The organism is Clostridium ganghwense, from assembly GCF_026735165.1.
Classification (GTDB): domain Bacteria; phylum Bacillota; class Clostridia; order Clostridiales; family Clostridiaceae; genus Clostridium_H; species Clostridium_H ganghwense.
The window spans coordinates 1,348,175-1,374,135 of the sequence record NZ_JAPQES010000001.1; the positions used below are offsets into that span (position 1 = coordinate 1,348,175).

Annotated in this window: 26 protein-coding genes and 1 other annotated feature; of the genes, 12 read left to right on the forward strand and 14 right to left on the reverse strand. The window is 29.4% G+C overall.

Annotated elements, in window-relative coordinates:
• Positions 1 to 99: 99 nt before the first annotated feature.
• Positions 100 to 1,629: an N-acetylglucosaminidase gene (locus OXH55_RS06130; RefSeq protein WP_268048856.1), complete on the reverse strand. Its 1,530-nt coding sequence runs from the start codon at positions 1,627 to 1,629 to the stop codon at positions 100 to 102.
• Positions 1,630 to 1,885: 256 nt separating this feature from the next.
• Positions 1,886 to 2,590, reverse strand: a complete 705-nt coding sequence (locus tag OXH55_RS06135) for a ferritin-like domain-containing protein (RefSeq protein ID WP_268048857.1) — start codon at positions 2,588 to 2,590, stop codon at positions 1,886 to 1,888.
• Between the two features lie 266 nt (positions 2,591 to 2,856).
• On the opposite strand from OXH55_RS06135, the gene OXH55_RS06140 reads away from it, so the two are divergent.
• Positions 2,857 to 4,041 carry a glycosyltransferase family 4 protein gene (locus OXH55_RS06140; protein WP_268048859.1) on the forward strand — a complete coding sequence of 395 codons (1,185 nt, stop codon included), beginning with the start codon at positions 2,857 to 2,859 and terminating at the stop codon, positions 4,039 to 4,041.
• Between the two features lie 118 nt (positions 4,042 to 4,159).
• Here the strand turns inward: OXH55_RS06140 and OXH55_RS06145 are convergent, their stop codons facing one another.
• The 5 genes from OXH55_RS06145 to OXH55_RS06165 form a co-directional block, all read right to left on the reverse strand.
• On the reverse strand, positions 4,160 to 4,954 hold the full coding sequence (locus OXH55_RS06145; protein ID WP_268048861.1) for a sugar phosphate isomerase/epimerase family protein: 795 nt from the start codon (positions 4,952 to 4,954) through the stop codon (positions 4,160 to 4,162).
• Between the two features lie 99 nt (positions 4,955 to 5,053).
• Positions 5,054 to 6,646 carry a phosphoglycerate dehydrogenase gene (gene serA, locus OXH55_RS06150; protein WP_268048863.1) on the reverse strand — a complete coding sequence of 531 codons (1,593 nt, stop codon included), beginning with the start codon at positions 6,644 to 6,646 and terminating at the stop codon, positions 5,054 to 5,056.
• A 102-nt stretch (positions 6,647 to 6,748) separates the two neighbouring features.
• Positions 6,749 to 7,822, reverse strand: coding sequence for a pyridoxal-phosphate-dependent aminotransferase family protein (locus OXH55_RS06155; protein WP_268048865.1), 1,074 nt, complete (start codon positions 7,820 to 7,822; stop codon positions 6,749 to 6,751).
• 144 nt (positions 7,823 to 7,966) lie between these two features.
• Positions 7,967 to 8,172: a binding site (T-box leader), on the reverse strand.
• Between the two features lie 360 nt (positions 8,173 to 8,532).
• Positions 8,533 to 8,715 carry a hypothetical protein gene (locus OXH55_RS06160; RefSeq protein ID WP_268048867.1) on the reverse strand — a complete coding sequence of 61 codons (183 nt, stop codon included), beginning with the start codon at positions 8,713 to 8,715 and terminating at the stop codon, positions 8,533 to 8,535.
• Between the two features lie 94 nt (positions 8,716 to 8,809).
• Positions 8,810 to 10,531, reverse strand: a complete 1,722-nt coding sequence (locus OXH55_RS06165; protein WP_268048868.1) for a methyl-accepting chemotaxis protein — start codon at positions 10,529 to 10,531, stop codon at positions 8,810 to 8,812.
• A gap of 330 nt (positions 10,532 to 10,861) precedes the next feature.
• On the opposite strand from OXH55_RS06165, the gene OXH55_RS06170 reads away from it, so the two are divergent.
• From OXH55_RS06170 to ispF, 4 genes are all read left to right on the forward strand, one after another.
• Complete coding sequence (locus OXH55_RS06170) at positions 10,862 to 11,533, forward strand: response regulator transcription factor (RefSeq protein WP_268048869.1); 672 nt, start codon at positions 10,862 to 10,864, stop codon at positions 11,531 to 11,533.
• Positions 11,530 to 12,843, forward strand: a complete 1,314-nt coding sequence (locus OXH55_RS06175) for a sensor histidine kinase (RefSeq protein ID WP_268048870.1) — start codon at positions 11,530 to 11,532, stop codon at positions 12,841 to 12,843. The genes OXH55_RS06170 and OXH55_RS06175 overlap by 4 nt, the downstream gene beginning before the upstream one ends.
• 706 nt (positions 12,844 to 13,549) lie before the next feature.
• On the forward strand, positions 13,550 to 13,753 hold the full coding sequence (locus OXH55_RS06180) for a hypothetical protein (RefSeq protein ID WP_268048872.1): 204 nt from the start codon (positions 13,550 to 13,552) through the stop codon (positions 13,751 to 13,753).
• Between the two features lie 186 nt (positions 13,754 to 13,939).
• On the forward strand, positions 13,940 to 14,413 hold the full coding sequence (ispF, locus tag OXH55_RS06185) for a 2-C-methyl-D-erythritol 2,4-cyclodiphosphate synthase (RefSeq protein WP_268048874.1): 474 nt from the start codon (positions 13,940 to 13,942) through the stop codon (positions 14,411 to 14,413).
• A 46-nt stretch (positions 14,414 to 14,459) separates the two neighbouring features.
• Here the strand turns inward: ispF and OXH55_RS06190 are convergent, their stop codons facing one another.
• The 5 genes from OXH55_RS06190 to OXH55_RS06210 all read right to left on the reverse strand — a co-directional run bounded on the left by OXH55_RS06190 (position 14,460) and on the right by OXH55_RS06210 (position 16,673).
• Positions 14,460 to 14,675 (reverse strand): DUF2922 domain-containing protein, encoded by a 216-nt coding sequence (locus tag OXH55_RS06190; RefSeq protein WP_268048876.1) that lies wholly within the window; start codon positions 14,673 to 14,675, stop codon positions 14,460 to 14,462.
• Positions 14,676 to 14,706: 31 nt separating this feature from the next.
• Positions 14,707 to 14,928, reverse strand: coding sequence for a DUF1659 domain-containing protein (locus OXH55_RS06195; RefSeq protein ID WP_268048878.1), 222 nt, complete (start codon positions 14,926 to 14,928; stop codon positions 14,707 to 14,709).
• 80 nt (positions 14,929 to 15,008) lie between these two features.
• The gene (locus tag OXH55_RS06200; protein ID WP_268048879.1) at positions 15,009 to 15,392 is read right to left on the reverse strand and encodes a hypothetical protein; all 384 of its coding nucleotides are present in this window, start codon (positions 15,390 to 15,392) and stop codon (positions 15,009 to 15,011) included.
• Positions 15,393 to 15,407: 15 nt separating this feature from the next.
• The gene (locus OXH55_RS06205) at positions 15,408 to 15,614 is read right to left on the reverse strand and encodes a hypothetical protein (protein ID WP_268048881.1); all 207 of its coding nucleotides are present in this window, start codon (positions 15,612 to 15,614) and stop codon (positions 15,408 to 15,410) included.
• 15 nt (positions 15,615 to 15,629) lie between these two features.
• Positions 15,630 to 16,673 (reverse strand): ParM/StbA family protein, encoded by a 1,044-nt coding sequence (locus OXH55_RS06210; RefSeq protein ID WP_268048883.1) that lies wholly within the window; start codon positions 16,671 to 16,673, stop codon positions 15,630 to 15,632.
• Positions 16,674 to 16,867: 194 nt separating this feature from the next.
• On the opposite strand from OXH55_RS06210, the gene OXH55_RS06215 reads away from it, so the two are divergent.
• From OXH55_RS06215 to OXH55_RS06225, 3 genes are all read left to right on the forward strand, one after another.
• Positions 16,868 to 17,329, forward strand: a complete 462-nt coding sequence (locus OXH55_RS06215) for a helix-turn-helix domain-containing protein (RefSeq protein WP_268048885.1) — start codon at positions 16,868 to 16,870, stop codon at positions 17,327 to 17,329.
• A gap of 438 nt (positions 17,330 to 17,767) precedes the next feature.
• The gene (locus OXH55_RS06220) at positions 17,768 to 19,423 is read left to right on the forward strand and encodes a PAS domain-containing sensor histidine kinase (RefSeq protein WP_268048886.1); all 1,656 of its coding nucleotides are present in this window, start codon (positions 17,768 to 17,770) and stop codon (positions 19,421 to 19,423) included.
• Positions 19,424 to 19,442: 19 nt separating this feature from the next.
• On the forward strand, positions 19,443 to 20,477 hold the full coding sequence (locus tag OXH55_RS06225; protein ID WP_268048888.1) for a response regulator: 1,035 nt from the start codon (positions 19,443 to 19,445) through the stop codon (positions 20,475 to 20,477).
• A gap of 55 nt (positions 20,478 to 20,532) precedes the next feature.
• Here the strand turns inward: OXH55_RS06225 and OXH55_RS06230 are convergent, their stop codons facing one another.
• Entirely contained in the window at positions 20,533 to 21,681 is a 1,149-nt protein-coding gene (locus OXH55_RS06230) for a Card1-like endonuclease domain-containing protein (protein ID WP_268048890.1), read from the reverse strand.
• A gap of 160 nt (positions 21,682 to 21,841) precedes the next feature.
• On the opposite strand from OXH55_RS06230, the gene OXH55_RS06235 reads away from it, so the two are divergent.
• From OXH55_RS06235 to OXH55_RS06250, 4 genes are all read left to right on the forward strand, one after another.
• Positions 21,842 to 21,967 carry a hypothetical protein gene (locus OXH55_RS06235; RefSeq protein ID WP_268048892.1) on the forward strand — a complete coding sequence of 42 codons (126 nt, stop codon included), beginning with the start codon at positions 21,842 to 21,844 and terminating at the stop codon, positions 21,965 to 21,967.
• A gap of 1 nt (position 21,968) precedes the next feature.
• Positions 21,969 to 22,124, forward strand: coding sequence for a CPC_1213 family protein (locus tag OXH55_RS06240; RefSeq protein WP_268048894.1), 156 nt, complete (start codon positions 21,969 to 21,971; stop codon positions 22,122 to 22,124).
• 103 nt (positions 22,125 to 22,227) lie between these two features.
• Positions 22,228 to 22,566: a hypothetical protein gene (locus OXH55_RS06245; protein WP_268048895.1), complete on the forward strand. Its 339-nt coding sequence runs from the start codon at positions 22,228 to 22,230 to the stop codon at positions 22,564 to 22,566.
• A gap of 27 nt (positions 22,567 to 22,593) precedes the next feature.
• Entirely contained in the window at positions 22,594 to 23,805 is a 1,212-nt protein-coding gene (locus OXH55_RS06250; protein WP_268048896.1) for a cation:proton antiporter, read from the forward strand.
• Positions 23,806 to 23,832: 27 nt separating this feature from the next.
• Here OXH55_RS06250 and OXH55_RS06255 read toward each other — a convergent pair whose 3' ends face one another.
• The gene (locus OXH55_RS06255) at positions 23,833 to 25,839 is read right to left on the reverse strand and encodes a methyl-accepting chemotaxis protein (protein ID WP_268048898.1); all 2,007 of its coding nucleotides are present in this window, start codon (positions 25,837 to 25,839) and stop codon (positions 23,833 to 23,835) included.
• Between the last annotated feature and the right edge of the window lie 122 nt (positions 25,840 to 25,961).

Here is a 25,961-nt window from a genome sequence, read left to right on the forward strand (position 1 = left end):
TTGTTAATATCAGTATAAAAAGGACTTGAATAAAATCTATTATAGATTTTATTCAAGTCCTTCATTTTACTCAATCCTAAAAATCACAATTTAAAACCCTTATTTAAATTGAGGAATTTCATATACAGGTTTTGCACCTTTAGTTTGTTCCATTAGTTCTTTAATTCTAGAAATTTGCTTTCTTGCCCAACCAATATCAGTAGCATATTGATGCCATGTTACCTCAACATTCCACTTCATTTTATAAAGAGTATTTTGTTTATATTTATCACTATTTATATATCCAGTACTAATAAATTTAGCACCTCCAAGTATTGCTTCTTGAACAGAGAACCAGCCTTGTGTATATGCATATTCAGAACCACATCCATTAGGATCATGATCATAAGCATGTACACCAAACATATTATAAGCAACTTTAGGCTCTTCCACTGCTACTCCATCAACAGAAGATACAAGAATACCATTAGATAATTTAGATGTACCATTCCCTGTTTCCAGTAATGCATGAGATACTAGATATATTGGATTTATATTACTTTCCTTAGCTGCTTGTAAAAATGCAGCCCCCTTACCTTCTAATACACCTTTTCCTTTTAGCATATTGTCAAGTTCTTCAGCAGTAACTCCTTCCATGTAATTAAGGTTTAAAAACATATATTTGCCATAATCATCTAAGAAGTTATTTGGATTCATATAGTATTTAATTAATTTCTCACTTGGTACATCCCATCCACTATCACTAAAAATAGGTCTACCATTAACTTGATTCATTACAGCTTCGTCTAAAGTTTTATCATAATTTTTATAAACGATTGTAGTATTAGCATCTCTGTCTTCAATTATGCTGCTATCAAGAACTTTAAAATATGATGAATAGTAATTATCATATTCTGTGTTATTATCCTTATATTTCCCTAATTCATCTGCTCTTTTAACATATACTACAAGCTTGTACTTTCCGCTTTGAAGACCGCTATATAGAGACATCGTGTGTGGATTAGTTGTACTTTTAGCACTTGTATAACCATTAGTCAATTCCATATATTCAGTATCAGGATATTTATTTGGATTATCATAAGTTTCATTAGGATATTTAAATACAAAAGCCCTATACTGAACTTTATCAGAATAACTTGCATATATATTAAAATTAGTCTTTTGATGGTGTAAAATAGTTTCTTCAATAAACTTAACATTATTCACTATTGGAAGTGAAGAATTATTAGTATTATCTTCATACTTTTTAGCTGTTGTAAATTCCATCCTTACAGGCTTGGACAATTTTGTTCCTGATGAAGATTTAACATCAGTATTTAATGTTAGATAATACGTATTGTGTATACTATACCCTCCTGTTGGTGGAGATATAACTATGGATTTACTGTCATTTCCTGCTGAAACGCTTACATCCACAGGATTTTCTGCATCGTCCGTAACTATTACGTTATCTTCATTTATGGAGTTTTTGTCTAGATTCATATTAAAATTTACAGTCCATGGTTTTGTTATACTTACCTCTGACTTAGAAGGTATTTCCGTATAGTCTGCTGCAAAAGCAACTACAGGCATAGTTAAAAATATTGCTGTTACAAATACACTTTTTATTACCTTAGCTATTCCCTTCATTTTTTCACCTCTACTAGATTCTTCTACTTCGATACTCTAATATATAATATCGTCTCATATATTAAATTATTTAAAGTTTTTTTAATGAATATGATCCAACTTTTATGTTATCATAAAACGATTTCATTTTCTACCATTTTTTAGTAATTAATTCGAGGTTCATTTCATAAACTTTGATTAACTTTTATACAGCAAAAAAACCTGCTATTTAGGTATATAGGCAGGTTTTTCATTTTTATGTTAGCTAATATCTTTCCTATCTATCTTTTGGTTTCTTAAAGATTTTTAAATCTTCACTTTTCTCCCAATCTTCTACTCTATTAACAATATCACTTAATACATCTTTTAGTTTTTCTAGTATATTAGAAATTCTAAAATCTTTAGCTGCACGTTCTAAATCAGCACCATCTATTTCATCCAATATACGAGTTACCGCCGGAACTATACAACAACTAATTAAGCTGTTAGAATCATCATCGTCGCAACTTCTAGTCATTCTTGCTCCTTTGTTCAAAGTATATATATAATTATATTTTGAACTATGCTTCAACTCATCTGTTATAATTTCAAATAGCATATCTCTATAGTATCTATTAGGTAAGCCTTGTCTTATAACTCTATATTTTTCAACTGCTTTTAATTCTCCAAATAAAGCTGTTGCTATCCCATCTATATAAGATGCTGGTTTCTCAAACTCTTCCCCCTCAGTAACAATAATATCCATTCCTGTTATATCTCTATAAATTGATCTAAACATTTTATTGTGCTTTTTCTCATCATCTCTAATGGAAGCTATAATCTCCTGCTCCTCCTCCGTAGGTGCAACACTTATTAAGTAATCATAAAATAATTCATCTTCTCTTTCCCCAGCAACAGCTTCTTTTATTAAATCAAGTGATTTTTTCAGTGATGCCATATCAGAATACATCATCCCATAATTCATCGATCTAGGTTGATACATTTTTGTCCTCCACAAATATTACTATAATATTATAATATAAAACAACTTGATAAATGTTCCTGCTTAAATAAGTGTAATTACATTTTACGTAGTATATATTCCTTCTCAGAGCTTTATAAATAAATTCTAAACTAATTTTAAGAAACTTTTAAGATAACCTTAATTTTAAATTAAAGAAAAAAGTGTAAAATATAATTCATAGGCAATACTATTTTAATAGGAAATACTATTTATTATTAAATTCAAGTAATTTTTGGAGGATTATTATGAAAATTCTACTAACTACAGATACTTATCAACCTTATATTAGTGGAGTTGTTATATCTACATACAATTTATATAAAGAATTAAAAGCTTTAGGTCATGATGTAAGAATTTTAACTTTATCTGACGATGGTAAAGAAAAAATTGATGGTGATATATATTGTTTAAAGTCTTTTGATCTTAAAATTTATCCAGGTGTAAAATTCAAAAAACCTTTTAATACAGAGGTTGGGAAAGCTCTTCTAAAGTGGAAACCTGATATAATTCACTCACAAACAGAGTTTTCTACTATGATAAACGCAAAACATATAGCTTCAAAGCTTAAAATACCTCAAGTGCATACTTATCACACAATGTATGAAGATTATCTAGATTATATTTTAAACGGTAAGGTTATAACACCTAAAACCATGGCTATATTTGTAAAGCTTCTATTAAACAGATTTAATAGAGTAATTGCCCCAACTGTAAAAGTTGAGAAAGCATTACGTGGATATGGAGTTAAAGTACCAATAGATATAATACCAACAGGTATTGATCTTAGTAAATTCCAAAAAAGCATTACAGAAGAAGAAAAAATTAAATTAAGAGACAAATGTGGATTATCTCCTGATGATAACGTACTAGTTTTTTTAGGAAGAGTGGCTCAAGAAAAAAATATAGATGAAATCATAGATATGTTCTCAAGACTTGAAAGTGAAATGGATAAACTAAAGTTTTTAATAGTTGGTAAAGGTCCTTACCTTGATGAACTTATGACTCTTGTTAAAAATAAAAATTTAGAGGATAAAATACACTTTACAGGAATGGTTGATCCTAATGACGTATATAAATACTATAAAATATCTGATGCTTTTGTAACTGGTTCTACAAGTGAAACTCAAGGTCTTACTTATATAGAAGCCCTTTCAAGCGGTCTTCCTGTAATATGTAGATATGATACATGCATAGAAGGTGTTGTAGAAACAGATGAAAACGGATTTGTTTATAATAATGAAGAAGAATTTAGAAAAGCAGTAAAATCTTTATTCTCAAACGACGAATACAGATATAAGATTGCACAAAATGCTGAACTTGCTGCTGATAAATTCTCAGCTGAAACCTTCGGGAAAAAAGCAGAACAATTATATAAAAGCGTTTTAGATGAAAGCAGAGTTCTCTCTACTCAGTCTCAATATTCAGCATAAACAGCTAGTTACCAATAGCGAGGTACTAGGTTGCAATAAATTTTAGTTAACTATAAATATTATTATAATTTAATCCCCAGTCACCAGTAAAAAAGCTTTACTGATGACTGGGGATTATTTATATATAAGGTTCTAAATTCTTTAAGCTTTCAAAAGCATTATCTCTAGGTCTTACTTCTATAATATAAACTATGTCTTTTCCCTTCATTTTATTAAAGTGCCATATAAAATCAACATTACCTGTACCAATAATTTGATGGTCACTCTTTCCGTTATTATCATGAAGATGACATGTTCTAATTTTATCTATGTGTTTTAAGAAAAATTCCACTTCTCCATATTTATTTTCATATGAATGCCCAATATCCCAAGTTAAAAATAGTTCATCTTCCACCTCTAACATTTCATCTAAAGTTTCCTGAACTAACTTCTGAGGAAATCTTCCTGAGTTTTCAATGCATATCTTTATTTTTCCCTTTGAGTAATCAACTAACTCCTTCAAGCTACTTTTTAATATTTTTTTATACTCTTCATAAAAAAGCTCATCCATATATGTTTTTCTATCTGTTAGAGTAAAGCACACAGCACTTCCTATATGCATTGTCATTCTACTGGCTCCAATATCAAATCCTAAATCTATAACTTCCTTCATTCTTCTGATGCTAGCTTCTCTAATATCTTTGTGAAGCTGTAGAAGAGAAATATCCTCTGGTGCATGGAATGTAAGCTCTACCCCCTTAGCATCCTTATATTCTTTTATCTTTTCCCTTTCCTCTTTTGTAAAATTTTCAGGGAAAAATATAGGCATATTAATATTTAATTCAACAGCATTAAACCCCTTATCATGTGCATAATTTATAGTATCATATATATCCTTCTCTCCCGCAGATGCCGCATATCCTATATATTTCATAAAATCCCCCTTTTTCAGTTAACAATTAATAGTTAATAGTTAATAATTAATAATGAAAGAGTACTTAACTATTACCTATTAATTATTAACTATCCTCTATTATAGTATTATTGTGTTTGCTTCAAGTATATTTTCTACTGTCTTAAACTTTTCAAGAGATTCCTTTGAAACTTCATCATCGACATTAAGTATCATAAGAGCTAACTCACCTTTTGCTTTTCTACCAACCTGCATTGTAGCAACGTTAATATTTTCTGTACCAACAATAGTACCTACCTGTCCTATTACTCCAGGAACATCTCTATTTTGTACAAAAAGCATATATCTACTTGGCTTCACATCAACTTCATAGCCTTGTATCTCTACAAGCTTACCTTCTTTTTTATTTGATACTGTTCCAGCAAGAGTAAATTTCTCATTCTTGTTATTAGTTATTTTTACTGTAATTAAATTTGAATAGTTATTGTTATACTCAGTCATTCTTTCTTGACGAATACCTATACCATTTTGCTCTGCTATTATCATGGCGTTAATATAATTTATTTTCTCTTTACCTACAGGCTCTAGTAATCCTTTTATAAATGATCTTTGCAATATATCTATATCAACACTTACTAAATCTCCCCAATAGCTTATATCTACATACTTAACTGGTTGTGTATTTAATTGATAATATAATTTTCCTAGTTTCTCCATAAGCTCAATATATGGTTTCATTTCACGAAGCTCTTCGCGAGTTATACCTGGCAGGTTAACTGCATTAGGCACAAGCTCACCTTTTATTCCATTGATAACTTGTTGTGCTATAGTCATACCTACATTTTGTTGAGCTTCAACAGTTGTCGCACCTATATGAGGAGTCACCGTTACATTTTTAAATTCATATAATGGACTGTCTGTTCTTGGTTCTTGCTCATGTACATCAAGTCCTACACTCTTAATCTTGCCACTTTTTAATCCTTCATATAAAGCAGCTTCATTCATAAGCTTTCCTCTAGCAGCATTTACAATCCTTACTCCATCCTTCATCATATCTATTTCTTCATGTCCAATCATTCCTATAGTTTCTTTTGTTCTTGGAGTATGAATTGTTATTATATCAGCCTCTTTAAGCAATTCTTCTAAAGTTTCTTTCTTTTCTACATTATATCTCTTATATCTTTCTCCTAAAATATATGGGTCATAAGCTATAACTTTCATTCCAAAAGCCTTCATTCTTGTTGCCACTAAAGCACCTATTCTTCCAAGTCCTATTATTCCAAGGGTTTTATTATAAAGCTCATTACCCATAAATATCTCTCTGCCCCAATTTCCACCCTTTAAATACTCATCAGCATAGGTGAAATTTCTTGATCCTGCGAACATATGAGCAATTGCAATTTCACAAGCTGATATACTATTACTATCTGGAGTATTAGCAATTATTACTCCTCTTTTTGTAGCTTCAGGAATATCAATATTGTCTACCCCATTTCCTGCTCTTCCTACAATTTTAAGATTTACAGCCTTATCCAAAAGCTCTTTATTTATCTTATTATCACTTCTTATAATTAATCCCTGATACTCATGTATTCTATTTAAAAGATCTTCTCTGCATATATCAAAGCACACATCTACATCCATTTCTTTTTTTAAAAGTTCTATCCCTGCTTCATCTATTCTCTCTGCTATTAAAACTTTGCCCCTTTTCATATTTGAAACCCCCTAATTTATAGTTATTAATATATTCTATTTTCTACTTTGAATTTATTATTACATCTATTCCTATATATATGAAATTTTAATATTTATTGTTTATAAACATTTTTTAAGTGCATCAAGTGTTCTTTCAACCATTTCTTTATTAACACACCCCATATGGCCTATTCTTATCATTTTTCCTTTTAATTTTCTTTGACCACCTGCAATTATAATATCAAATTCTTCTTCCATTCTCTTTTTTATTCTTGATGCTGTAGTATCATCATTAAAAGTAATTGCTGTAACAGTATTTGAAAGATATTTTTTATCTGTGTATATTGTAAGCCCCATCTTTTCTACTTCATTTCTAACCATACCTGCAAGATTCTGATGTCTTTCATATACATTATAAAGCCCTTCCTCTTTTATCATTTTTAATGCCTCATTCGCAGCTATAACTAATGGAACTGCTGGTGTATACGGATTTTGAGGAAGTGGTTTTTCTAAATAGTCCCTTGCACTTTTAAAATCAAAATAATATTTAGGAAGAGTTGATTTTTCAGCAGCTTTCCATCCCTTATCACTAACTCCTACAAAACAAAGTCCTGGTGGAATCATTAAAGCCTTCTGAGAACCAGTTACTAGAACATCTATATTCCATTCGTCCATCTTAGCTTCTATGCCACCTATAGAGCTTACGCCATCTACCATAAAAAGCTGCTTTTTGTCTTTCATAAATTCCCCTATTTCTTTTATAGGATTAACTGCAGCTGTAGAAGTGTCATTGTGAGTTAGAATAAGAGCTTTATGTTCATCGCAAAGCTTATCCTTTATCTCCTCAACAGTAACTCCTTTTCCCCATGGTACTGAAATAACATCTACATCTAATCCATAAAGTTTAGCAATATTTATAAACCTGTCCCCAAATACCCCAATGGTAACAGCTAAAACTTTATCTCCCTTTGAAAACATATTTACTACAGCAGCTTCAAGTCCTCCAGTTCCTGATGAAGTAAAGGTTAGTACAGCATTTTTAGTCTGATATACATATTTAAGATTCTCACTGATGTCCTTAAAAATCCCGCTATATTCACTAGTTCTATGATGAATTATTCCTTCACTCATTTTTTTAAGTACTCTATCTGGTACATTAGTCGGTCCTGGTGTCATTAACAATTTATTTCCCATCTATATATGCCCCCTTTTATCAATTCACAATTGACAGTTATATATGATTTTCTTGCAGAAAATCACAAACCTTCAATTGACTTTTCTATAAATTCTGAATTATGAATTGTCGACTATACAAAAAAGTCCCCACCCTTGACTTTAGTCAAGGACGGAGACATATTATATCCACGTGGTACCACCTTATTTTACTGCTGAGCAGCCTCTATACTTTAACGGGTAAATCCGGCATAGGTTGTTACCCCTACGCAGCTTCAGGTCGGATTCGATAATTTTCAATATGGATTCTCACCACCCATCCACTCTCTGAAAATGAAATATCATCTACTACTACCTTGCACAGCTTTTACTTTTGTATAATTATAATAAACTTTAAATAATAATGCAACAGTATTTTTTGTGAAAACCTTTACTTCTTTATATAGATTTATATATTATATGTTTACCTTAGACAAGTTGTGTTCATTGTATAAATATGTTAAAATTATAGGTAAAAGTCGAATTTTAATATCTGTAAATTTGCTTTAATACAGCTTATTTAAGTGAATAGTTCTAAGGTTCAGTACATTTCTATAAATAACCTATTTTGAGAGGATGATATTTATTATATACTTAATCAAATTTATTAGAATTATTTTAGTTATAATATCTTTATTACTATTCTCTTGTTCTATATATGCATGGATATCAGGATTGGAACTTAGTTGTTCTCAACTTATTGCTGTAATGACTCCATCCCTTATTAGTCTTCCTTTAATGCTTATATATTGGTTACTATATCTATCATATATTAACCCTGATAATATAGTAGAACATAAACATCTTAAAAGTTTGTCTAAAATAGGCTTCGGTGGAAATCTCATCATATTTATAGCCTGTATAATAATCATCATTATTTTGTGCTTTATACTTTAAAAAAGAGTAGTCAGTAACTGTCTAATTAATCGATGTTACTGACCACTCATAGCTGGAAATACTTTTCATTTTTCATAACTTAAACTGATTTACAGATTCCGTCAATTTTTTTGTTAAATCACTTAGCTTCTCTGATGTAGTTGCTACCTCATCTGTAGATGAACTTAACTCCTCAGTTGCTGCTGATATTTCCTCTGTAGAAACTGAAACCTCCTGTGCTACAGAAGATACAGCTTCAATATCTTTAATAATCTCTTCCTTATTTATATTTACTTTTTCTATATTATTATTTACACCCTTTATTCTAGGAATAATATCTTCTACTTTTTCAATTATATCTTTAAAAGAATCTGTAGAATTCTTTACTACTCCCATTTGAGTGTTTAGTTTATCTTTCATACTTTCTGAAGTCTTTACTACCAAATCACTTTCTTTCATAATTGCTTCCAGTAAACTATTTATACCAGAAACTGAGTTTTGCGATTGTTCTGCAAGCTTTCTTATCTCTTCAGCTACTACTGAGAAACCTTTTCCTGCCTCACCTGCTCTTGCAGCTTCTATAGCAGCATTAAGAGCTAAAAGATTAGTCTGCTTAGCTATATTATTTATCAGGTTTGAAATTTCATTGACTTGAGATATATTGTTTCCTAAACCTTCTATTTTACCTTTTATGTCATCAAAAGCTGAATTTATATCATCAATAGATTCTTTTAGTAATTCTAAATCTTCACTGCTGGAATTGGCATTACTTTTAATTATTTCAGCCTTTGAATTTACTTCTTCTATAGACTTTACAGCCTCATTAATTTCTTCTCCAAAGTTGTTTGCAACATTATTTACAGTTATTAATTGCTCTGACTGTGAAGTTGCTCCTTGTGCAACATTTTGTATTGTAGCTGAAACTTCTTCTGCCGATGCTGCCATTTCTTCGGAAATAGTTGACAAATTTACAGACTGGGTCATTACTTTTTCTGATGTACCTCTCACATTCTCTATAGCCTGTTTAGTCTTTTTACTGAAATCATTAATATACTCTGCAATATTTTGAATTTCATCACCACTATTTACATTTATGTGTACCGTTAAATCTCCCTCAGACATTTTCTTTAAGCCTTCTTTGATTTGCCTTACATTTAAGGATATCTTTCTTGAAAATACACTAGTTACTAATACAGATAAAACTATTCCAATAATTGATAAAATTACACATCCCATCAAAAATTTAGCTTTTAAAGACATGAATGCCTCTACATTCTTATCTACACCTACTATTGCAATAATATTTCCTGAAGCATCTTTAATTGGTGCATAGCCAGAAATAAATGTACCATATTCATCTGAAACAGACTTAGTTGTAGCTTCTGCTTCTCCATTAAAAGCTTTTTTCATTTCACTTTCTAATTTATATTTTTTTCCTATAGGGGAAGTATCTTTTAAATCTCCATCTACTAAAATACAAGCAGTTTCACTATCCATTTTTGTCATTGTATAAACATATCTAATCTCCTTACTACTTTTAAAATCAACTAAATCATACTGTATCCCTTTATATTCTTCTTTTTCCATGGATTTATCGTAAATAACAGTCTTTAAATCTTCAATATATATACTCTTTGCAGCTTCTACAGCATCATTTTTCGCTGAAACTCTTAATTTTGAAAATTCGGATTCAGTCACTATATTAAAAGTTGTTATAAGCATAGCTATTAAAACTACATTGAGGGCCAAAATCATTTTTAATATTTTACTTCCTAAACTCCGTGCATTTTTAGACTTGCTCAGTTCTACTTTCATATTACCCCTTCCCCCTTTAAAACTTTCTTTGTTTTTGCATAAATAATTTATCCTATTCAATAATAATGGGAATATCATAATGTTTTTTATTCTTTTATATAATACATGGTTAATCTTAGTTCCATATTATAATTTTCTTAATTTTTCCTTAAATAGTTTATAATTAAAATATTCTATACATTTTCTATGTTTGAAATGTCTATAATTATAATATTTAGTCATTTCAAAATTTTATTTAAGTCGTATCAAAGTTGTAAATTCTATCATATGGAGTTATATAATTTATATATGATATACTAAAATCATCAAAATATAAGGATGGGTTTGAGTATGGAAAAGAAAATTCTTATTGTAGAAGATGAAAAGAAGCTTGCTGGAGTAATGGCTTTATACTTAAAAAAAGAAGGTTATGATGTTACCACTGTTTTTGATGGCTTAGAAGGCGAAAAAATTTTTCAAAATGAAAATTTTGACCTTATTATTCTTGATGTAATGATGCCCGGACGTGATGGGTGGTCACTACTTCGTAAGATTAAAAGCAAAGAGGATACTCCTGTAATATTAACAACAGCTCGTGGTGAAGAAGAAGATAGAATATTTGGTCTAGAACTTGGAGCAGATGATTATATGGTTAAACCTCTAAGTATGAGAGAACTTGTTCTTAGAGTAAATTTAAGAATTAAGAATAAGCCTACATTTAAAAATGAAGGTCTTGACTTTGAAAGTATGAGTATTGATGATAAAAAAAGAGAAGTAATAGAAAACTCTATTCCTATAAACCTAACACCAAAAGAATTTGATCTTTTACTATTCCTATGTAAAAATCCAAATCAAGTTTTCAAAAGAGAACAGCTTCTTGATAAGGTATGGGGATATGACTTTATGGGAGATACTAGAACTGTAGATACCCATGTTAAAAACTTGAGAGAAAAAGTTAATTTTTGCAGTAATAATATAAAAACCATTTGGGGAGTTGGGTACAAATTGGAGGTCCCAATATGAAGCTAGATAAGATTACTTTAAAACTAATTAAATACTTTGTCTCTATCCTAAGTGTCATTATTTTTATTTGCTTTATAGGTAGTAGTGTATTTTTATCTCAATTTCATAAAAATAGTCAATTTAAGCTATTAAAAAGTTCTGCCGAAGAGATTTATTCCTCTCTTAAGGAAGGTTATTTCTATGAAGATGTATCCATTAACGCAATTATTATTAAAGATAATAAAATAATATCTCTTGGTAGAAAAAAAATGGGAATGATTAATTCTCTTAGACATATAGACTTTAATACATTGCCCCAACAAGGAAGTTTTAAAAACATGGGAAACCAGAGTTTTTTATACTATAAGCTTTCTACCGAATTTGGTGATATTTTAACTTTTCAAAACAGCAAATACAGCTCAGAATATCTAAAACTAATTTATATAATACTGCTTACAATTTTTATTTTAGCTTTAGTCTTATGTATTCCTTTAATATCTTATGTAGGGAAAAAGTTTACTCACCCTATATTAAAACTGCAGAAAACCTCACAAGAAATTGCTGGAGGAAATTTTAATACTAAAATAGATATAAATACTCAAGATGAAATTGAAGATTTAGCACATAGCCTAGAATCTATGGCAACTAGTCTACAAAAAAAATATGATCTTCAAAGAGACTTTATTGCAAATGTTTCACATGACTTTAAGACCCCTTTGAGTGTTATGAGAAGCTATAGTGAAGCCATAAAAGACGGAATAGTTAGTGACGAAGAAGCCAAAAGCTATGCTGAAGAAATTATAAATGAAGTTGATAGACTTAATAAATTAGTAATAGAAATAATGGAACTTTCAAAACTTCAAAGTGGAAAACTTCCTTTAAATAAAGAATATTTCAATATAAAAGACCTTCTTAATGAATGTATAGATAAATTTAAACCTATAGCTAATGAAAAAAATATTTCTTTAGTTTTAGATGCTAATAATGTTGAGATATATGGTGATAGACATTATCTTTTAAGAGTTATATATAATTTTGTAGATAACGCTTTAAAATTTAGTCCCAAAAATGAAACAGTTACAGTGTGCACAGCTTTTGTGGATAAAAGAATAAAAGTTTCAGTTATAAACAGAGGTATGGGAATATCTAAAAATATGTTAAATAATATATGGAATAAATACTATAAACATACTAAAAGCGGTGGTATAGGTCTTGGACTCCCTATTTGCAGTGAAATTTTAAACCTTCACAATTTTGAATACGGAGTAATTAGTGAAGAAAATAAGCAAACAGAGTTTTATTTTCTTGCACAAACTGAAAAAATAATTTAATTTAAGACAAGTTATGCACATTTTCCACAATTGCCTGTGTATAACTTGTTAGTTTGTTGTTAACTGGATGTTAATATATTTATGTTATTTTGTATTATTTTAACATTTTTTATAATTTATTATAATTTATTTTAACTATATCTATTATTTAATATTAGATATTGCTTAAAATTACCACTTATTCACATTATCCACATTTTACCTGTGGATAACTTGTGCATTTTATGTTGAATTCTATTATTTTATAGTATATTCTATTACATTTTGCGAGAATTGACTGAAAATTCAGCACATTTCCCCTGTATATTATACACATTATCCACAATTTTGTGGACAACTTGTGCATAACTTGATATTTTTATATAAAAGTTTAATATCTACTTTAATTTTTTTCTGATTTTTAATAAATATTTCATATCCAAATTCTAATTTATATTAACATTATTTAATCTATTTCAATATACTATATTAGAACATTACTTTACAAAAATCATTTCACTAATCCTTTAATTCATCTTTTGTACATTAATCCTATAACTATTTTAGGATTAATGTGCATAATTTTTAACAAATGAGTAATATTAATAGTATAAACAGAATAACTGTAAATAATCAGAATTTTTCCAATTTATAGTTATTTGTAATCGTTTTTATGGTATAATTTAATTAAGATTAGCCTAATTTATTTATAATGAGAGGTGACTATATGAATAATAAAGTAATATATGTTGATTTTAAGAAAGCCTCTAGAAAAGCTAAATCTGACACAAAGAATAGGGAAGTAAAAATTGTAAAACATCAAAAGTCTTACCTTGAGGAACTGATTGATAAATTTAAATCTATATTTAATATGTCCTCAAATAAAAAGTATATGAAAAAAGCTGATCCAAAATATAAACACTGGCTATAGCTTTCAAGCTGCTTGTAGCAGTTTGTTTTTTTGTTGCTATGGACATGTGTATTCTAATATAATTAGTTATATGAAATGTAGTAACCATTTAGTAATAATTAATACTCTATCTTTAGTTATTACTAAAAATTAATATTTTTTGATATAACTTTTATATTAAAAGTAATATACTTGGGAGGAATATATATGAGAGTAGGAATGGGATATGATGTACATAAATTAGTTGAAAATAGAAAGCTTATTTTAGGTGGAGTGGAAATTCCTAATCCCCTGGGTCTGCTTGGTCATTCTGATGCTGATGTTCTTATTCATGCAATAATGGATAGTTTGCTTGGAGCTGCAGCTCTTGGAGATATAGGAAAACACTTTCCTGACACTAGCCATAAATATAAAGGCATATCAAGTCTTGTACTGCTAAAAGAAGTAAGGAATTTATTAGCTGAAGAAGGCTACAAAATTGTTAACATAGATGCAACTATAATAGCTCAAAAGCCAAAGATGGCTCCACACATATCTTCTATGATAAAAAAGATATCAAACACATTAGAAATTGATGAAAATAGACTAAACATAAAAGCGACTACAGAAGAAGGTCTAGGTTTTACAGGAAACGGTGAAGGAATCTCAAGTCAAAGTATTTGCTTGATTACAAAAAAATAAATTGTATATAGGAAAAGAGCTGCATTGTGAAAATGCAGCTCTTTTATTATATATCCAATTCTTGTATAACCTTATCTACTACCTGAGCAGAATCTTTAATCTTTAATTCTCCGCTTGATGTCATAAAAATGTTTTTCTCAATTATTGTATCCATAGCATTAGATACATCTGTAGGCTTTAAATCATCCTTTACATTTTTAAAACTTAAAGATGTCTTTTTTCCTCCAGAAGTTAAAAAATTCATTACTAATGTTTTTCCCATATCACTACCTCCTTTTAATTATTCTCAATGATTATTCATTTGCTATTAAGTTATCATTTTGTCTAAAAACTTCAACAACAGGATCATCTAAGAATTTTGATAAAACTGTAGCTACTGCAAAAACATCATCATCACCAGCTGCAGGCTTCACTTTATTTATCCTCTGATTTTTATAGATTTCCTTTCCCTTCTCATCCTGCCCTGCATGATATCTTATTATCAATGTACTTTTAATATTTGTTGATTTTGCCATTATCATCAACTCCTTTCACATAGTAAATATGCAAAAGTCAAAAAATACTCACAAAAAAAGAAAAGTGCGTCGCACTTTTCTTAAATTCTACTTTCTAAGTCTTCATCAACTATAGATTTTCTTTTTATTTTTATCCCCTTAAAGTCAGGCTTATCTTGTACTTGAGTTATAGGTTTAACTGGAGTTGGTTGTACTTGTGGTTGTACTTGTGGTTGTGGTTGCACTTGTCGTTGTACTGGCACATGATTTACTTCCAGAGCTGCTGCAGCTGTAATATTTCCATTATACAAATATCTCATATCTAACAACTTATCATCTATATCTTTCCTACCTTCGAATATTAAACCTTTTAATATTAAATCCTTTATTCTGTCGCTTCTATCACCTTCAATATACTTTAATAACTCGTCATCTACTATTTTGTCCTTTTTCTTTCTACGGCCTATATATAAAGAAATCTGCATAATTCCCCTCCTCTCTCACCCTATGTTTTTCCATATTTTTACACTTTGTTTAAACAAGTCCCAAGGCTTTTGTGGTCTATTTAAATATACTATGTTGTGGAGTTCTTTCTCTGGATAGGGCTTAAGTACAGCAGTTCCCTTCCCTGTGAACTTAATGTTCTCAATAATTAGTAGTTTGCCATCCTTTTTGTTTCTACATCCTTTCCAAAAAGAAATATTCATAATTCCCCTCCTCTCTTAACCTACATTTCTCTTCCACTTTCTAACGCCTTGCTTAAATAAGCCTGATGGATTTTGTGTTCTGTTTAAATATATTGCATTCTTAAATTCTTCCTCAAGATAAGGCTTAAGTACAGTAGCTCCTCCCCCTGTGAATATAATATTCTCGATGAAAGGAAAAGCACTTTCCCAGACTGTCTGTATCTCTAAAATAATTTTTCTAGCTAAACTTTTATATGCCTTTTGAATAACTGGAGTTAAATCATATCCTTTTATTTGACCTGCTGCTACTATATATTGTATTTGTCCATCTCCAACATTAAAATGTAATTCCTGCTCTATGTAATCTTTCACCCACATATAAGCCGTATACATTCCACTGTTTTTTGTTTCACAGAAGTCTGAAAGAGGCTCTAGGGCATCAACCAAATACAAGTTGTGAGTTTTACCTCCAATATCAGATATAGCATTTACCTTTCTAGCCATATCTTTATTAGAAATATTTCCATTTTTATCTAGTATCAAATCACATAAAGTTCCATGAGGCTGAGCTTTTATAATTAAGTCCTCTACCTTTATAATTTTATTTTGAAAATCCTTTTGTCCATAAAGCTTCATAGCTAAACTATGTTGTCTAATTACCTTTGCTCTCATTTTTTCAATTCTGTCCTTATCTAGGCTTGCCTTTACTGGAAGTCCCATTACAAGCTTTACTGCACTCATAGGTTTTTTTGCCATTAAGCTTAGGTGTGTCTTCAATAATATATCAAAGGATGTGTCATTATGCTTGTCCGCTGCTCCATTCCACTGCATGTTTCTATCTTGCTTCACAGCGCATTCTCCAACTAGATACTTTGAAGCATTTACCTCAACTTCTATTCTGCTCAGCTTGCTTTTTTTGATTTCATTTAAGTCACTATCCTTATCATAAAATGGTCTCCATCCAGTAACATATGAAGGCGTTATAAACATCTCAGAATCTTCTGACTTAGATTTAGTATCTGCATATCCGTCATCAATTACTTGTACATTAAAAGAATCTACTATGTTGTTCTTTCCCATTAAGCGTTCCCCCCCTGAATATTTGATGTATTACAACGGAATATATTATATTATATTCTCTTTCCATTTTATTCCATTATAATACATTGGAAGAAATTAGTAAATACTCCTTTGGTATTTTAAAATATAATTTTTTTATTTTTACTGTCCACTTTTTCCCATAACTGCATATTTACTAACTGGAGGGGATTAATATGACTAATTTTACAATGATAGAAAATGAACTTTTTAATTATGATATAAGTGGACAAGCTTTTAAATTATACTGTCTTTTAAAAAGCTATTGCTTTAATGGAAAAACTACCTGCTATCCATCTCAAAAAACTTTAGCAGATAGATTAAATAGAAGTGTTAGAACAATTCAAAGAAGTTTAAAAGAACTAGTTAAGACTGGTTTAATCAAAATAAAAAGAAGAGGATCTATAAGCAATATATATGAGTTAATTGGAATTTCAAAGAATGCAACTTCTATACATACATCTTTAAATAAAATTTTAGAGAAAAAAACATCTCAAAAATCAAATTTGACTTATTCAAATAAAAAGGAAGATTTGTTTAATAATTACGCTCAAAGAAATTATGACTTCGAAAAACTAGAAAATGCTCTCCTAGGCAATTCTCCTATTCCCGAAAATATTTATGAGCTCTTAAAGTAATATTCCCAAATCTCAAGTAAAAAATCACTGCCTTTTGTTTTCAAAAAAGCTTAAGGCTTTTTGTACTGTACTAAATTACTTATTATTACTTTTTCACTTAATTTTTTATAAAAATAATCGAAATATTATATATAAAGATAAACACTTTAATTATAATTTTTAATACTTTTTGTTTAAATATAGTTTTGTTATATTTATGTCGTATTAGATTGGACATAATATATTTCTTTAATGTGTCACCTTATTTTCTTCTGATATGACACAGAAGTATCAGAAAGAATACTAACTTAATAAAAAAATTAAATAAAAATAATTTAAGAAAGTCTACGCCATCTATTTTAATAATCTGTATATAAATCACGCATAAATATTTCAGAAAATTTTGAATTGTACACTTTTTCAAAACAATCTTTTACTGTATATTCAGGAGGATAACATATGAACATAAATGACATTAATGAAGTAAGAACTTATTCCATAGAAGCCCTAAAATACAAGAAACTTTTCAACAACGATATATATATGATTTTAGAAGTTAGCAGTGAAGGAAAGATAATTGATGCCAATAAAGCCGCATTAAATGAATACGGATATACTTTGGACGAAATGAAAAAATTAACCCTTTTAGACCTTCGCAGAAGTAAAACTAACAACTTAACAAGCTATCAAATCGAAAACACATCAGAAGGTGCAATTGAGTTTCAGGCAATTAATTACAGAAAAGATGGAAGCAGTTTCTATGTAGAAGTAAAATTCTTTTCAGTAAATTTAGAAGATGAAAAAGTTTTTTTTAGTATTATTAGAAACATTACAGAACACAAATTTAGACTGGAGCAAATAGAAAAATTGTCAAAGGCTTTAGAACAAGCCTCCAGCGCTATTATCATAACAGATGTTAAGGGTAAAATTAATTATGCAAATAAAAAATTTGAGAATGTAGTAAAGAAATCTAGAGATGAACTCATTGGAAAAACACCTCACCTTTTTAATCCAGATATACAGCCAAAAGATTCTTTTAATAACATGTGGAATACTATAAAGTCAGGTAAGGAATGGAAAGGAGAATATTTTCATCAGAGAAGAGACGGTACAGCTTTCTGGTGGGATGTATCAATTGCTCCAGTAAAGGATGATGAAGGTAAAATTATTTATTTATTGGGTATTACAGATGATATTACAGAAAAGAAAAATATACTTCAAATATTAAATACTAAAAATGATGAATTAAAACATACATTAAAAAAACTAAAAGATACTCAGATGCAGCTGATACAAGAGGATAAGATGGCAAGTATAGGTCAATTATCAGCAGGCATAGCACATGAAATAAATAATCCTTTAGGCTTTATCATAAGTAACTTTAGATCTCTGAAAAAATATACAGACAAATTTGAGAATGTTATTTCTGGTTATAGAGAATTTAAATCGTCCTTAGAAAATTCTTCTAATTCAAATTTTATAAATGAAATAAATATTCTTAATGAAATTGAAAAGAAAAATAAGTTAGACTTTATTTTAGAAGATTTAAAAGAACTTCTTAATGACACAGATGTAGGTCTTGAGAGAGTTAGAAAAATAGTACTTACTTTGAGGATGTTTGCCCATGAAAATATTGAAGATGAATTTGAAGAATATGATATGAATTTAGGCTTAAAAAACACTTTAATAATTGCAAATAATGAAATTAAATACACTTCAAATGTTGAAACAAGCCTAAATGATATACCTTTAGTAATGGCAAACTCAAATGAAATAAATCAGGTGCTACTTAATATGTTAGTTAATGCTTCTCATGCCATAAAAGAAAAGCAACCTGAAAGTTCTAATAAGTTTGGAATACTCAAGATTAATACCTACAATGATGAAAAATATGTTTACTGCTCAATAGAAGACAACGGTATAGGTATTCCCGAAGAAAATATGAGTAAAATTTTCAATCCATTTTTCACTACAAAATCTATAGGAAAAGGCACTGGACTTGGATTAAGTATTTCTTATGACATTATAAAAAATAAGCACAGAGGTGACCTAATAGTTGAAAGTAATGTTAATGTTGGAACAAAAGTTACTATTAAACTTCCAATAAATCAGTAATAAAAAGGGGTGTAATTTTATGGATAGAGTTAAAGTACTTTTTGTTGATGATGAAACAATGGTTTTAAATTCAATTAAGAGAAGTGTACTTGATGAGGATTATTCAGCTTTATTTGCAGTCAGTGGAGAAAAAGCATTAGAAATAATGGAAAGTGAAGAAATAAGCGTTCTAGTTACTGATATGAAAATGCCAAATATGAATGGTCTGGAGCTTTTAAAAAAAGTAAAAGAAATATCTCCAGATACTATAAGAATAGTTTTATCAGGTTATACTCAACTTCCTCAGGTTTTAGCAACAGTAAATTCTGCAGGAATTTTTAAATTTATAACCAAACCTTGGAATGATGATGAGGAATTCCTACCTGCTATTAGAGAAGCCCTAGAATATTATAATTTGAAAAAAGAAAGTGACCAATTAAAAGAAAAGATTGAAAAGAAAAATATAATGTATCAAAATATGCTGAACTATAGCAATGATATACTAAAAAACATTAAAGTTGATGTAAATAATATCAAAACAATTAATAGACTTATATTCAATTTACAAAAAAATCTTTTAAATAAAATAAAAAATAATCAGATTGATATAAATTTAGTAGATTACTATGTTGATTTAATAAATTCTATATATTTCGACTTTTTAGATACTATTCCTTCAAAGAATGAAAAGTTCAATTTAGAACAGTTAGCTAAATCTTTAAAAATAGATATAATTAGCGATTCACAAGTAAAATTTGATAAATCAGACTTTGAATATGAGGGTAATTACTCATTGATTATAACTATTACAAAAACTCTATTAAAAGAATTACTTAATCATTGTAATGAAAATGACTTTGAAATAATTATAGATAAATTTGATCCTTTGAATATAAGTATTAACTTTGATAAAGAAAATTTCCATGAAGTATTAGCGAAAAGTTTGGAATTAAAGCTGATTATAATGATTTTAAATGAACTAAGTAATACTTTTGGTGCAAAATTTAGTATTAATATAAAAGATAAACTCATATGTTTAAATACAAATTTAAGAAGTGAAACAAATAAAAATTAAAAATATTTAAAGGCTTAATTCTTTAATATGCTAATTGAATTAGGCCTTTTTTTAGTTAAGATACTATAATATTACGCAGTTTATTTTTGAGTTCTTCTACATTACCATCAAAAATAATAATATCAATTCCCATTTCTTCTGCTCTTGAAGTTGTACTTCTCTTATAAGGTTCTTTGGTGGTCACAAGTACTTTTTTTACATCATTTCCACCTAACTGTTCTGAATATACATCTAATTCATTTAAAGTATCTTCATCATATTTAGCTGTATCCTTACATGAAATATATACTAGCTGAGAATTTACAGATGCCAATACATCTATTTCATTTTTAACATATCTAACTTCATTATCCCATAAAAATTGCACTCCACTTTTAACATCATCAACTTCTTTTATTTCTTTTACTATTTCATATACTAGCACTTCTAACCAGGTCCCTACCTTAAAGAACAAGGGTTTCATTTGTGGATTGTTGAATTGTATAACTAGCTTATATTCACTTTCATACTTAACATGAATAGAATTTAATTCTTTGATTTTAGCTAAAAATTTTTTAAATTCTATTCTATCTGCTTCGTGTATATTACCCAATTTAATTACAACTGTATCAATTAAAGATACATCCTGTTTTATAATATTATTATCTATTAGAATCGGTTTTAATTTATCCCAAAAATCATAATTATCAACAATATAATCTACAAACTCTTTAGCTTCTGCACTGTTAAATACATCCGTTGAATGGGAAATAATTTCTCCTCCTGTGCTTTGGATAAAATCCTCCACTTCTAAATCATTAAATTCAATGTTAAGTTTTCTTACTTCTTTATTGCTTAAGTTTAAAATTGATTGATGATCTACATCAACAAGTATAGATGTCATTTTATGCTTTTCAGCTGCTTGATATGTAATTAAACTCATGAGCTTACTACCACCAGATAAATTTATAACAGTATCTTCACCGTTATAACTGCTTAGTATATTTTCTATAGCTTCTGTCTTTATTTCCTTAATAGGAACCCCTATTATTTCTGCATCTGGCAGTCTATCTTTTAAATAGCTTTTAATTATCTCAAATTCTTCAAACTCCTCTGAATCATCCTCATATACAAAAACAATTTTTTTAGGCTTTAAATTTAAAACTGCTAAGACATTCTGTCCGTTAAATTCATCTAAAAGATTAATTAGGTTTTTACATTCCATCAAATCACCCGTTAAATAATATTTAATAATAGTATTATTTACATTTTTCCAGTTATATACTCACAAATAAACTTTTCCTCACCAATGCATATTCTCCAAAAAAACTGGTTAATCTATTACAGTAAAATTCTTAATTTAAATCTATTAAGGAGTGAGTTAAGTGGGCAAAACAAAAGCTAGAAATAGCAAAAGAATGGATAAGAGAAGTTCTAAACCAGAACTTATCCATGAAGATGAGATGGAAAAACATAAATCAAAAGGCGTAATAAGAGATAAGGAGATTTAGTATGTCTAAGAACAAAATGAACCACACTCAAAATAATAAAAAAGAAGATGGCAGATTTAAAAAAAGGAACATAAAACACGGGCATCCTGAAAGTGCAAGAAGCGCTTTTGGTTCACCTGGTGAAAAAGATATTGATGATTTATTTGACATAGACTGACCATACTAAAAGAGTGGATGTTAAAAACTTCCACTCTTTTAGTTTACATTTACTTCCATAAGTTTTATAATTAAATTAGATGTAAATTTAAGGAAGTGATTTTTTGAAACTGCTGGTATTTGTCCTTAACAAAGTAGATAAACTTGACAATCTACTCATCTCTTTTACCAATGCAGGAATCAACGGCGCTACCATTCTGGATAGTCATGGAATGGCAGAAGTTCTAATCGACCATAATAAAAATTTACCTATCTTTGGCTCACTAAGAATGCTTCTAAATGAAAAAAGACCTTTCAACAAAACTATTTTTGCTGTTTTAAGCGATAAACAAGTCGAAATTGCACTCACATGTATAAGAGAAGTTGTAGGTGATTTATCTAAACCCGGTGTAGGAATTGTTTTCACTCTGCCTGTAGGCTACGTTGAAGGGATAAGAGATTAAACAATTCTTAAGAAGGAAGATGGTTTGATGCATTCACTTTATTATTTAGGAATAATTTTATTTTCTGGTATGCTTATGGGTAAAGTAGTATCTCTTTTTAAGTTGCCTAAAGTAACTGGTTATCTTATAGCTGGAGTTTTAATTGGTCCTTCTATATTTAATCTAGTACCAAGTCGTGCTGCTGGAAAACTTACTGTTATTGCGGATGCTGCTCTTGGTTTTATAGCTTACAGTATTGGAAGTCAATTTAATTGTGAAAATTTAAAGGCTTTAGGAAAAAGAATTTTCACAATTACAATGTTTGAAGCTCTAGGTGCTGTTATAATGGTTGATCTTGTTATGATTTTTATCTTTAAAATGTCCATACCTTTTAGTATAACCCTTGGCTCTATTGCTGCTGCCACAGCTCCCGCAGCCACTTTAATGGTAATTAAACAGTATAAAGCCAAAGGTCCTGTTGTAAATACACTGTTACCTGTAGTTGCCATGGATGATGCAGTTGGAATTATAATTTTTGGTATTTCTACTACTGTTGCTGGTGCTTTAATGAATAACACTGCTCACTTTTCAATGGTAAAAGCTATCTTTTTCCCATTTCTTGAGATAATATATGCCCTTTTACTTGGTCTTGCTGTTGGAGTTCTCCTTTCCATAATTTCTAAGAAGCCCGAAGGAGAAGATCAGTTATTAAGTATGACTATTGCATCCCTATTCTTTACTATAGGAATTTCAACTAGTTTAAATATATCCCCACTTTTATCCTGTATGATGGTAGGAGCTACTATAACTAATATTGCTCCAGCAAACACCCGTACTCTATCAGTTATTGATAGATTTACTCCTCCTGTATTTATAGCCTTTTTCACTATTGCAGGCGTAGAACTTAATTTAACTATGTTAACAAAGGTAGGTATTGTTGGAATAGCTTATATCCTAACTCGCCTCGTTGGAAAAATTATTGGAGCTGCTATAGGTTCTAAGCTATCTAAATGTCCTAAAACTGTTCAGAAATATCTTGGCTTAACCTTAGTTCCTCAAGCTGGGGTGGCTATTGGACTTGCAATGGTAGCTGAAACTATGATACCTGAATTTGGTTCTTCAATTAGAACTATAATTCTATCAGCAACAGTTATATATGAGCTTATAGGTCCTCTTTTAACCAAAACAGCTCTTATAAAAGCAGGAGAAATAAACTTATCAAATAATTTTACTCCTAAAACTATAAATAAAAATCTCTAAGAAAAATTCCTTAGAGATTTTTTATCCTTATATTTTAAATTTATCAACTACTGTTCTTAATTGATCTGAAAGATTATTTAACTTTTCCGCTGCTGAAACTATTTCATGAAGTCCAGCTGCTTGCTCTTCTGATGATGCACTAACTTCTTCTGCTGTAGCAGCTGCCTCTTGAGACACTGCTGAAGCTTGTGAAATGTTTACTACAACTAAATCTTTGTCTTCTTTAATTCCCATTAATGAATAACTTACTTTTTCTATATTAGCTTCTAGTGTATCCATAGCTTCTTTTATTTGCTTAAAACTTTCATTCGTTACTTGTACACTTTGTGCAGTTTTGTCATTTAACTCTGTTGATAAATTCAGCTTTTCAGCTACTTCACTAACACTGTTGTTCACTTCTCCTATTACCTTCTCTATTTGTGAAGCTGAATCTGCTGACTCTTCTGCAAGTTTTCTAACTTCTTCAGCAACTACCGCAAAGCCTTTTCCTGCTTCTCCTGCTCTTGCAGCTTCTATTGAGGCATTTAGAGCTAAAAGGTTAGTTTGTTCTGTTATACTCTTGATTGCTTCTGTAATTGCACCTATTTCTTTAGATTTTTCTGCTAAAGTTTGTACTTTTCCTACAACTTCTATATTGGCCTGATAATTTTCTTCAAACACTTGTGTCAATTCAGAAATTAATTGAGTACCATTACTGCTAGCTTTTTTAACCTCTACTGCTGCTTTAACCATACTATTAGAATCTTCTATAGATTCTTCAACCTTTTCTCCTAATTTGTCAGCTACATCTGATCCCTCATTTAGTTTTTCTGATTGGTGAACAGAACCATCAGCTATTTGTTGTACAGCTTTTGCAACTTCAGCTCCAACTGCACTTGATTCTTCTGTTACAGATACAAGCGAATCTGAATTTTCTTTTAATTCTTCTGATGCGCTAAGTATATTCTTAATAATACCAGAAATGTCATTAATTGTACTATTCACTGCATCTATAATTGTTTCTACCTCTGTAGTTAATCCTCTTTCTTTTTCTACCGTTACAGCAAAATTACCTTTTTGCATTTCTTCTAAACATCCTACGATTTTTTGAATAGGTTTGATTATAGTGGATTTAATAAACTTATTTCCCATAAAGATTGCTAATATTAAAGCAATTACTGCTATTAAAACATTAACTTTAACTTCCTTAATTATTTTACTTGTAAGTTCAGCTTTAGGTATAAGTGCCGCAACAGTATATCCTGTAGATTCTTCTTTTTGTTTGAATACCATGTAGTTTACACCATCAATTTGTTTTTCAAACACTTTATCCTTTGAATCTAATATATCTTGCATATCTTTATCTTCTTTAGCTGTAGCACCTATTTTTTCAGCTTGTTTATGAGCTATGATGGTACCTTCTTTATCTAAAACTATTGAAAAACCATCTTTTCCTAGAGTTGTCTGTTGAACAGTTTCACTTAAATTTTCTAACATCAAGTCTATTCCTATTACTCCAACTACTTTACCTGAAGCATCTTCAACAGTTTTTGCAAAAGTTACTACATATAACTTATCATCATTTATATCTGTATATGGATTTGTTCTTATTACTTTACCTTTGTTTTCAACTGCTTCTTTGTACCAATCTCTTGATGTTGGATCATACCCTTCTTCAAATTCCTCTTCTGGCAATGAAATCATCCTTTTATCTTCAGTTCCTAAATATACAAATGCTATATCCTTATGTGTCTTTATAAAAGCATCTAGTCTCTTTTTAAGCCATATTGCACCATCGGGATTTTCCATAATAGTTTTAGCATTTGGATCAAGTAAAAACATTTCTACAGATTCCTTATTAACTTTATCTGTACTCTTTATAACTTCAACAATCTTATCTACACTTTTACTAGTTACCTCTTCAAACTCAGTTTTTATAGTACCTCGTAAAGTATAATAATTAATAGAAGAAATCAAAAGCACAGGCACAAAAATAGCGATAATCATTAAGGCTATAATCTTGGTATGTAGACTATTCTTTTTTATTCCTTTCATTACATTTTCACACCTTTCTAATAATTTATTTGCAGTTATACATCTTTCGACATCTTTCGTATATTTTTAACACTTTTTAAATTTCGTTATATTTTAACACGACTTTAATAGTATTTATTGGA

Excerpts from the sequence above, each read along its gene's own strand:
- OXH55_RS06130 (WP_268048856.1), bottom strand. The coding sequence starts at position 1,629 with ATGAAGGGAATAGCTAAGGTAATAAAAAGTGTATTTGTAACAGCAATA.
- OXH55_RS06135 (WP_268048857.1), bottom strand. The coding sequence starts at position 2,590 with ATGTATCAACCTAGATCGATGAATTATGGGATGATGTATTCTGATATG.
- OXH55_RS06140 (WP_268048859.1), top strand. The coding sequence starts at position 2,857 with ATGAAAATTCTACTAACTACAGATACTTATCAACCTTATATTAGTGGA.
- OXH55_RS06145 (WP_268048861.1), bottom strand. The coding sequence starts at position 4,954 with ATGAAATATATAGGATATGCGGCATCTGCGGGAGAGAAGGATATATAT.
- serA (WP_268048863.1), bottom strand. The coding sequence starts at position 6,646 with ATGAAAAGGGGCAAAGTTTTAATAGCAGAGAGAATAGATGAAGCAGGG.
- OXH55_RS06155 (WP_268048865.1), bottom strand. The coding sequence starts at position 7,822 with ATGGGAAATAAATTGTTAATGACACCAGGACCGACTAATGTACCAGAT.
- OXH55_RS06160 (WP_268048867.1), bottom strand. The coding sequence starts at position 8,715 with ATGATGATTATTATACAGGCTATAAATATGATGAGATTTCCACCGAAG.
- OXH55_RS06165 (WP_268048868.1), bottom strand. The coding sequence starts at position 10,531 with ATGAAAGTAGAACTGAGCAAGTCTAAAAATGCACGGAGTTTAGGAAGT.
- OXH55_RS06170 (WP_268048869.1), top strand. The coding sequence starts at position 10,862 with ATGGAAAAGAAAATTCTTATTGTAGAAGATGAAAAGAAGCTTGCTGGA.
- OXH55_RS06175 (WP_268048870.1), top strand. The coding sequence starts at position 11,530 with ATGAAGCTAGATAAGATTACTTTAAAACTAATTAAATACTTTGTCTCT.
- OXH55_RS06180 (WP_268048872.1), top strand. The coding sequence starts at position 13,550 with ATGAATAATAAAGTAATATATGTTGATTTTAAGAAAGCCTCTAGAAAA.
- ispF (WP_268048874.1), top strand. The coding sequence starts at position 13,940 with ATGAGAGTAGGAATGGGATATGATGTACATAAATTAGTTGAAAATAGA.
- OXH55_RS06190 (WP_268048876.1), bottom strand. The coding sequence starts at position 14,675 with ATGGGAAAAACATTAGTAATGAATTTTTTAACTTCTGGAGGAAAAAAG.
- OXH55_RS06195 (WP_268048878.1), bottom strand. The coding sequence starts at position 14,928 with ATGGCAAAATCAACAAATATTAAAAGTACATTGATAATAAGATATCAT.
- OXH55_RS06200 (WP_268048879.1), bottom strand. The coding sequence starts at position 15,392 with ATGCAGATTTCTTTATATATAGGCCGTAGAAAGAAAAAGGACAAAATA.
- OXH55_RS06205 (WP_268048881.1), bottom strand. The coding sequence starts at position 15,614 with ATGAATATTTCTTTTTGGAAAGGATGTAGAAACAAAAAGGATGGCAAA.
- OXH55_RS06210 (WP_268048883.1), bottom strand. The coding sequence starts at position 16,673 with ATGGGAAAGAACAACATAGTAGATTCTTTTAATGTACAAGTAATTGAT.
- OXH55_RS06215 (WP_268048885.1), top strand. The coding sequence starts at position 16,868 with ATGACTAATTTTACAATGATAGAAAATGAACTTTTTAATTATGATATA.
- OXH55_RS06220 (WP_268048886.1), top strand. The coding sequence starts at position 17,768 with ATGAACATAAATGACATTAATGAAGTAAGAACTTATTCCATAGAAGCC.
- OXH55_RS06225 (WP_268048888.1), top strand. The coding sequence starts at position 19,443 with ATGGATAGAGTTAAAGTACTTTTTGTTGATGATGAAACAATGGTTTTA.
- OXH55_RS06230 (WP_268048890.1), bottom strand. The coding sequence starts at position 21,681 with ATGGAATGTAAAAACCTAATTAATCTTTTAGATGAATTTAACGGACAG.
- OXH55_RS06240 (WP_268048894.1), top strand. The coding sequence starts at position 21,969 with ATGTCTAAGAACAAAATGAACCACACTCAAAATAATAAAAAAGAAGAT.
- OXH55_RS06250 (WP_268048896.1), top strand. The coding sequence starts at position 22,594 with ATGCATTCACTTTATTATTTAGGAATAATTTTATTTTCTGGTATGCTT.
- OXH55_RS06255 (WP_268048898.1), bottom strand. The coding sequence starts at position 25,839 with ATGAAAGGAATAAAAAAGAATAGTCTACATACCAAGATTATAGCCTTA.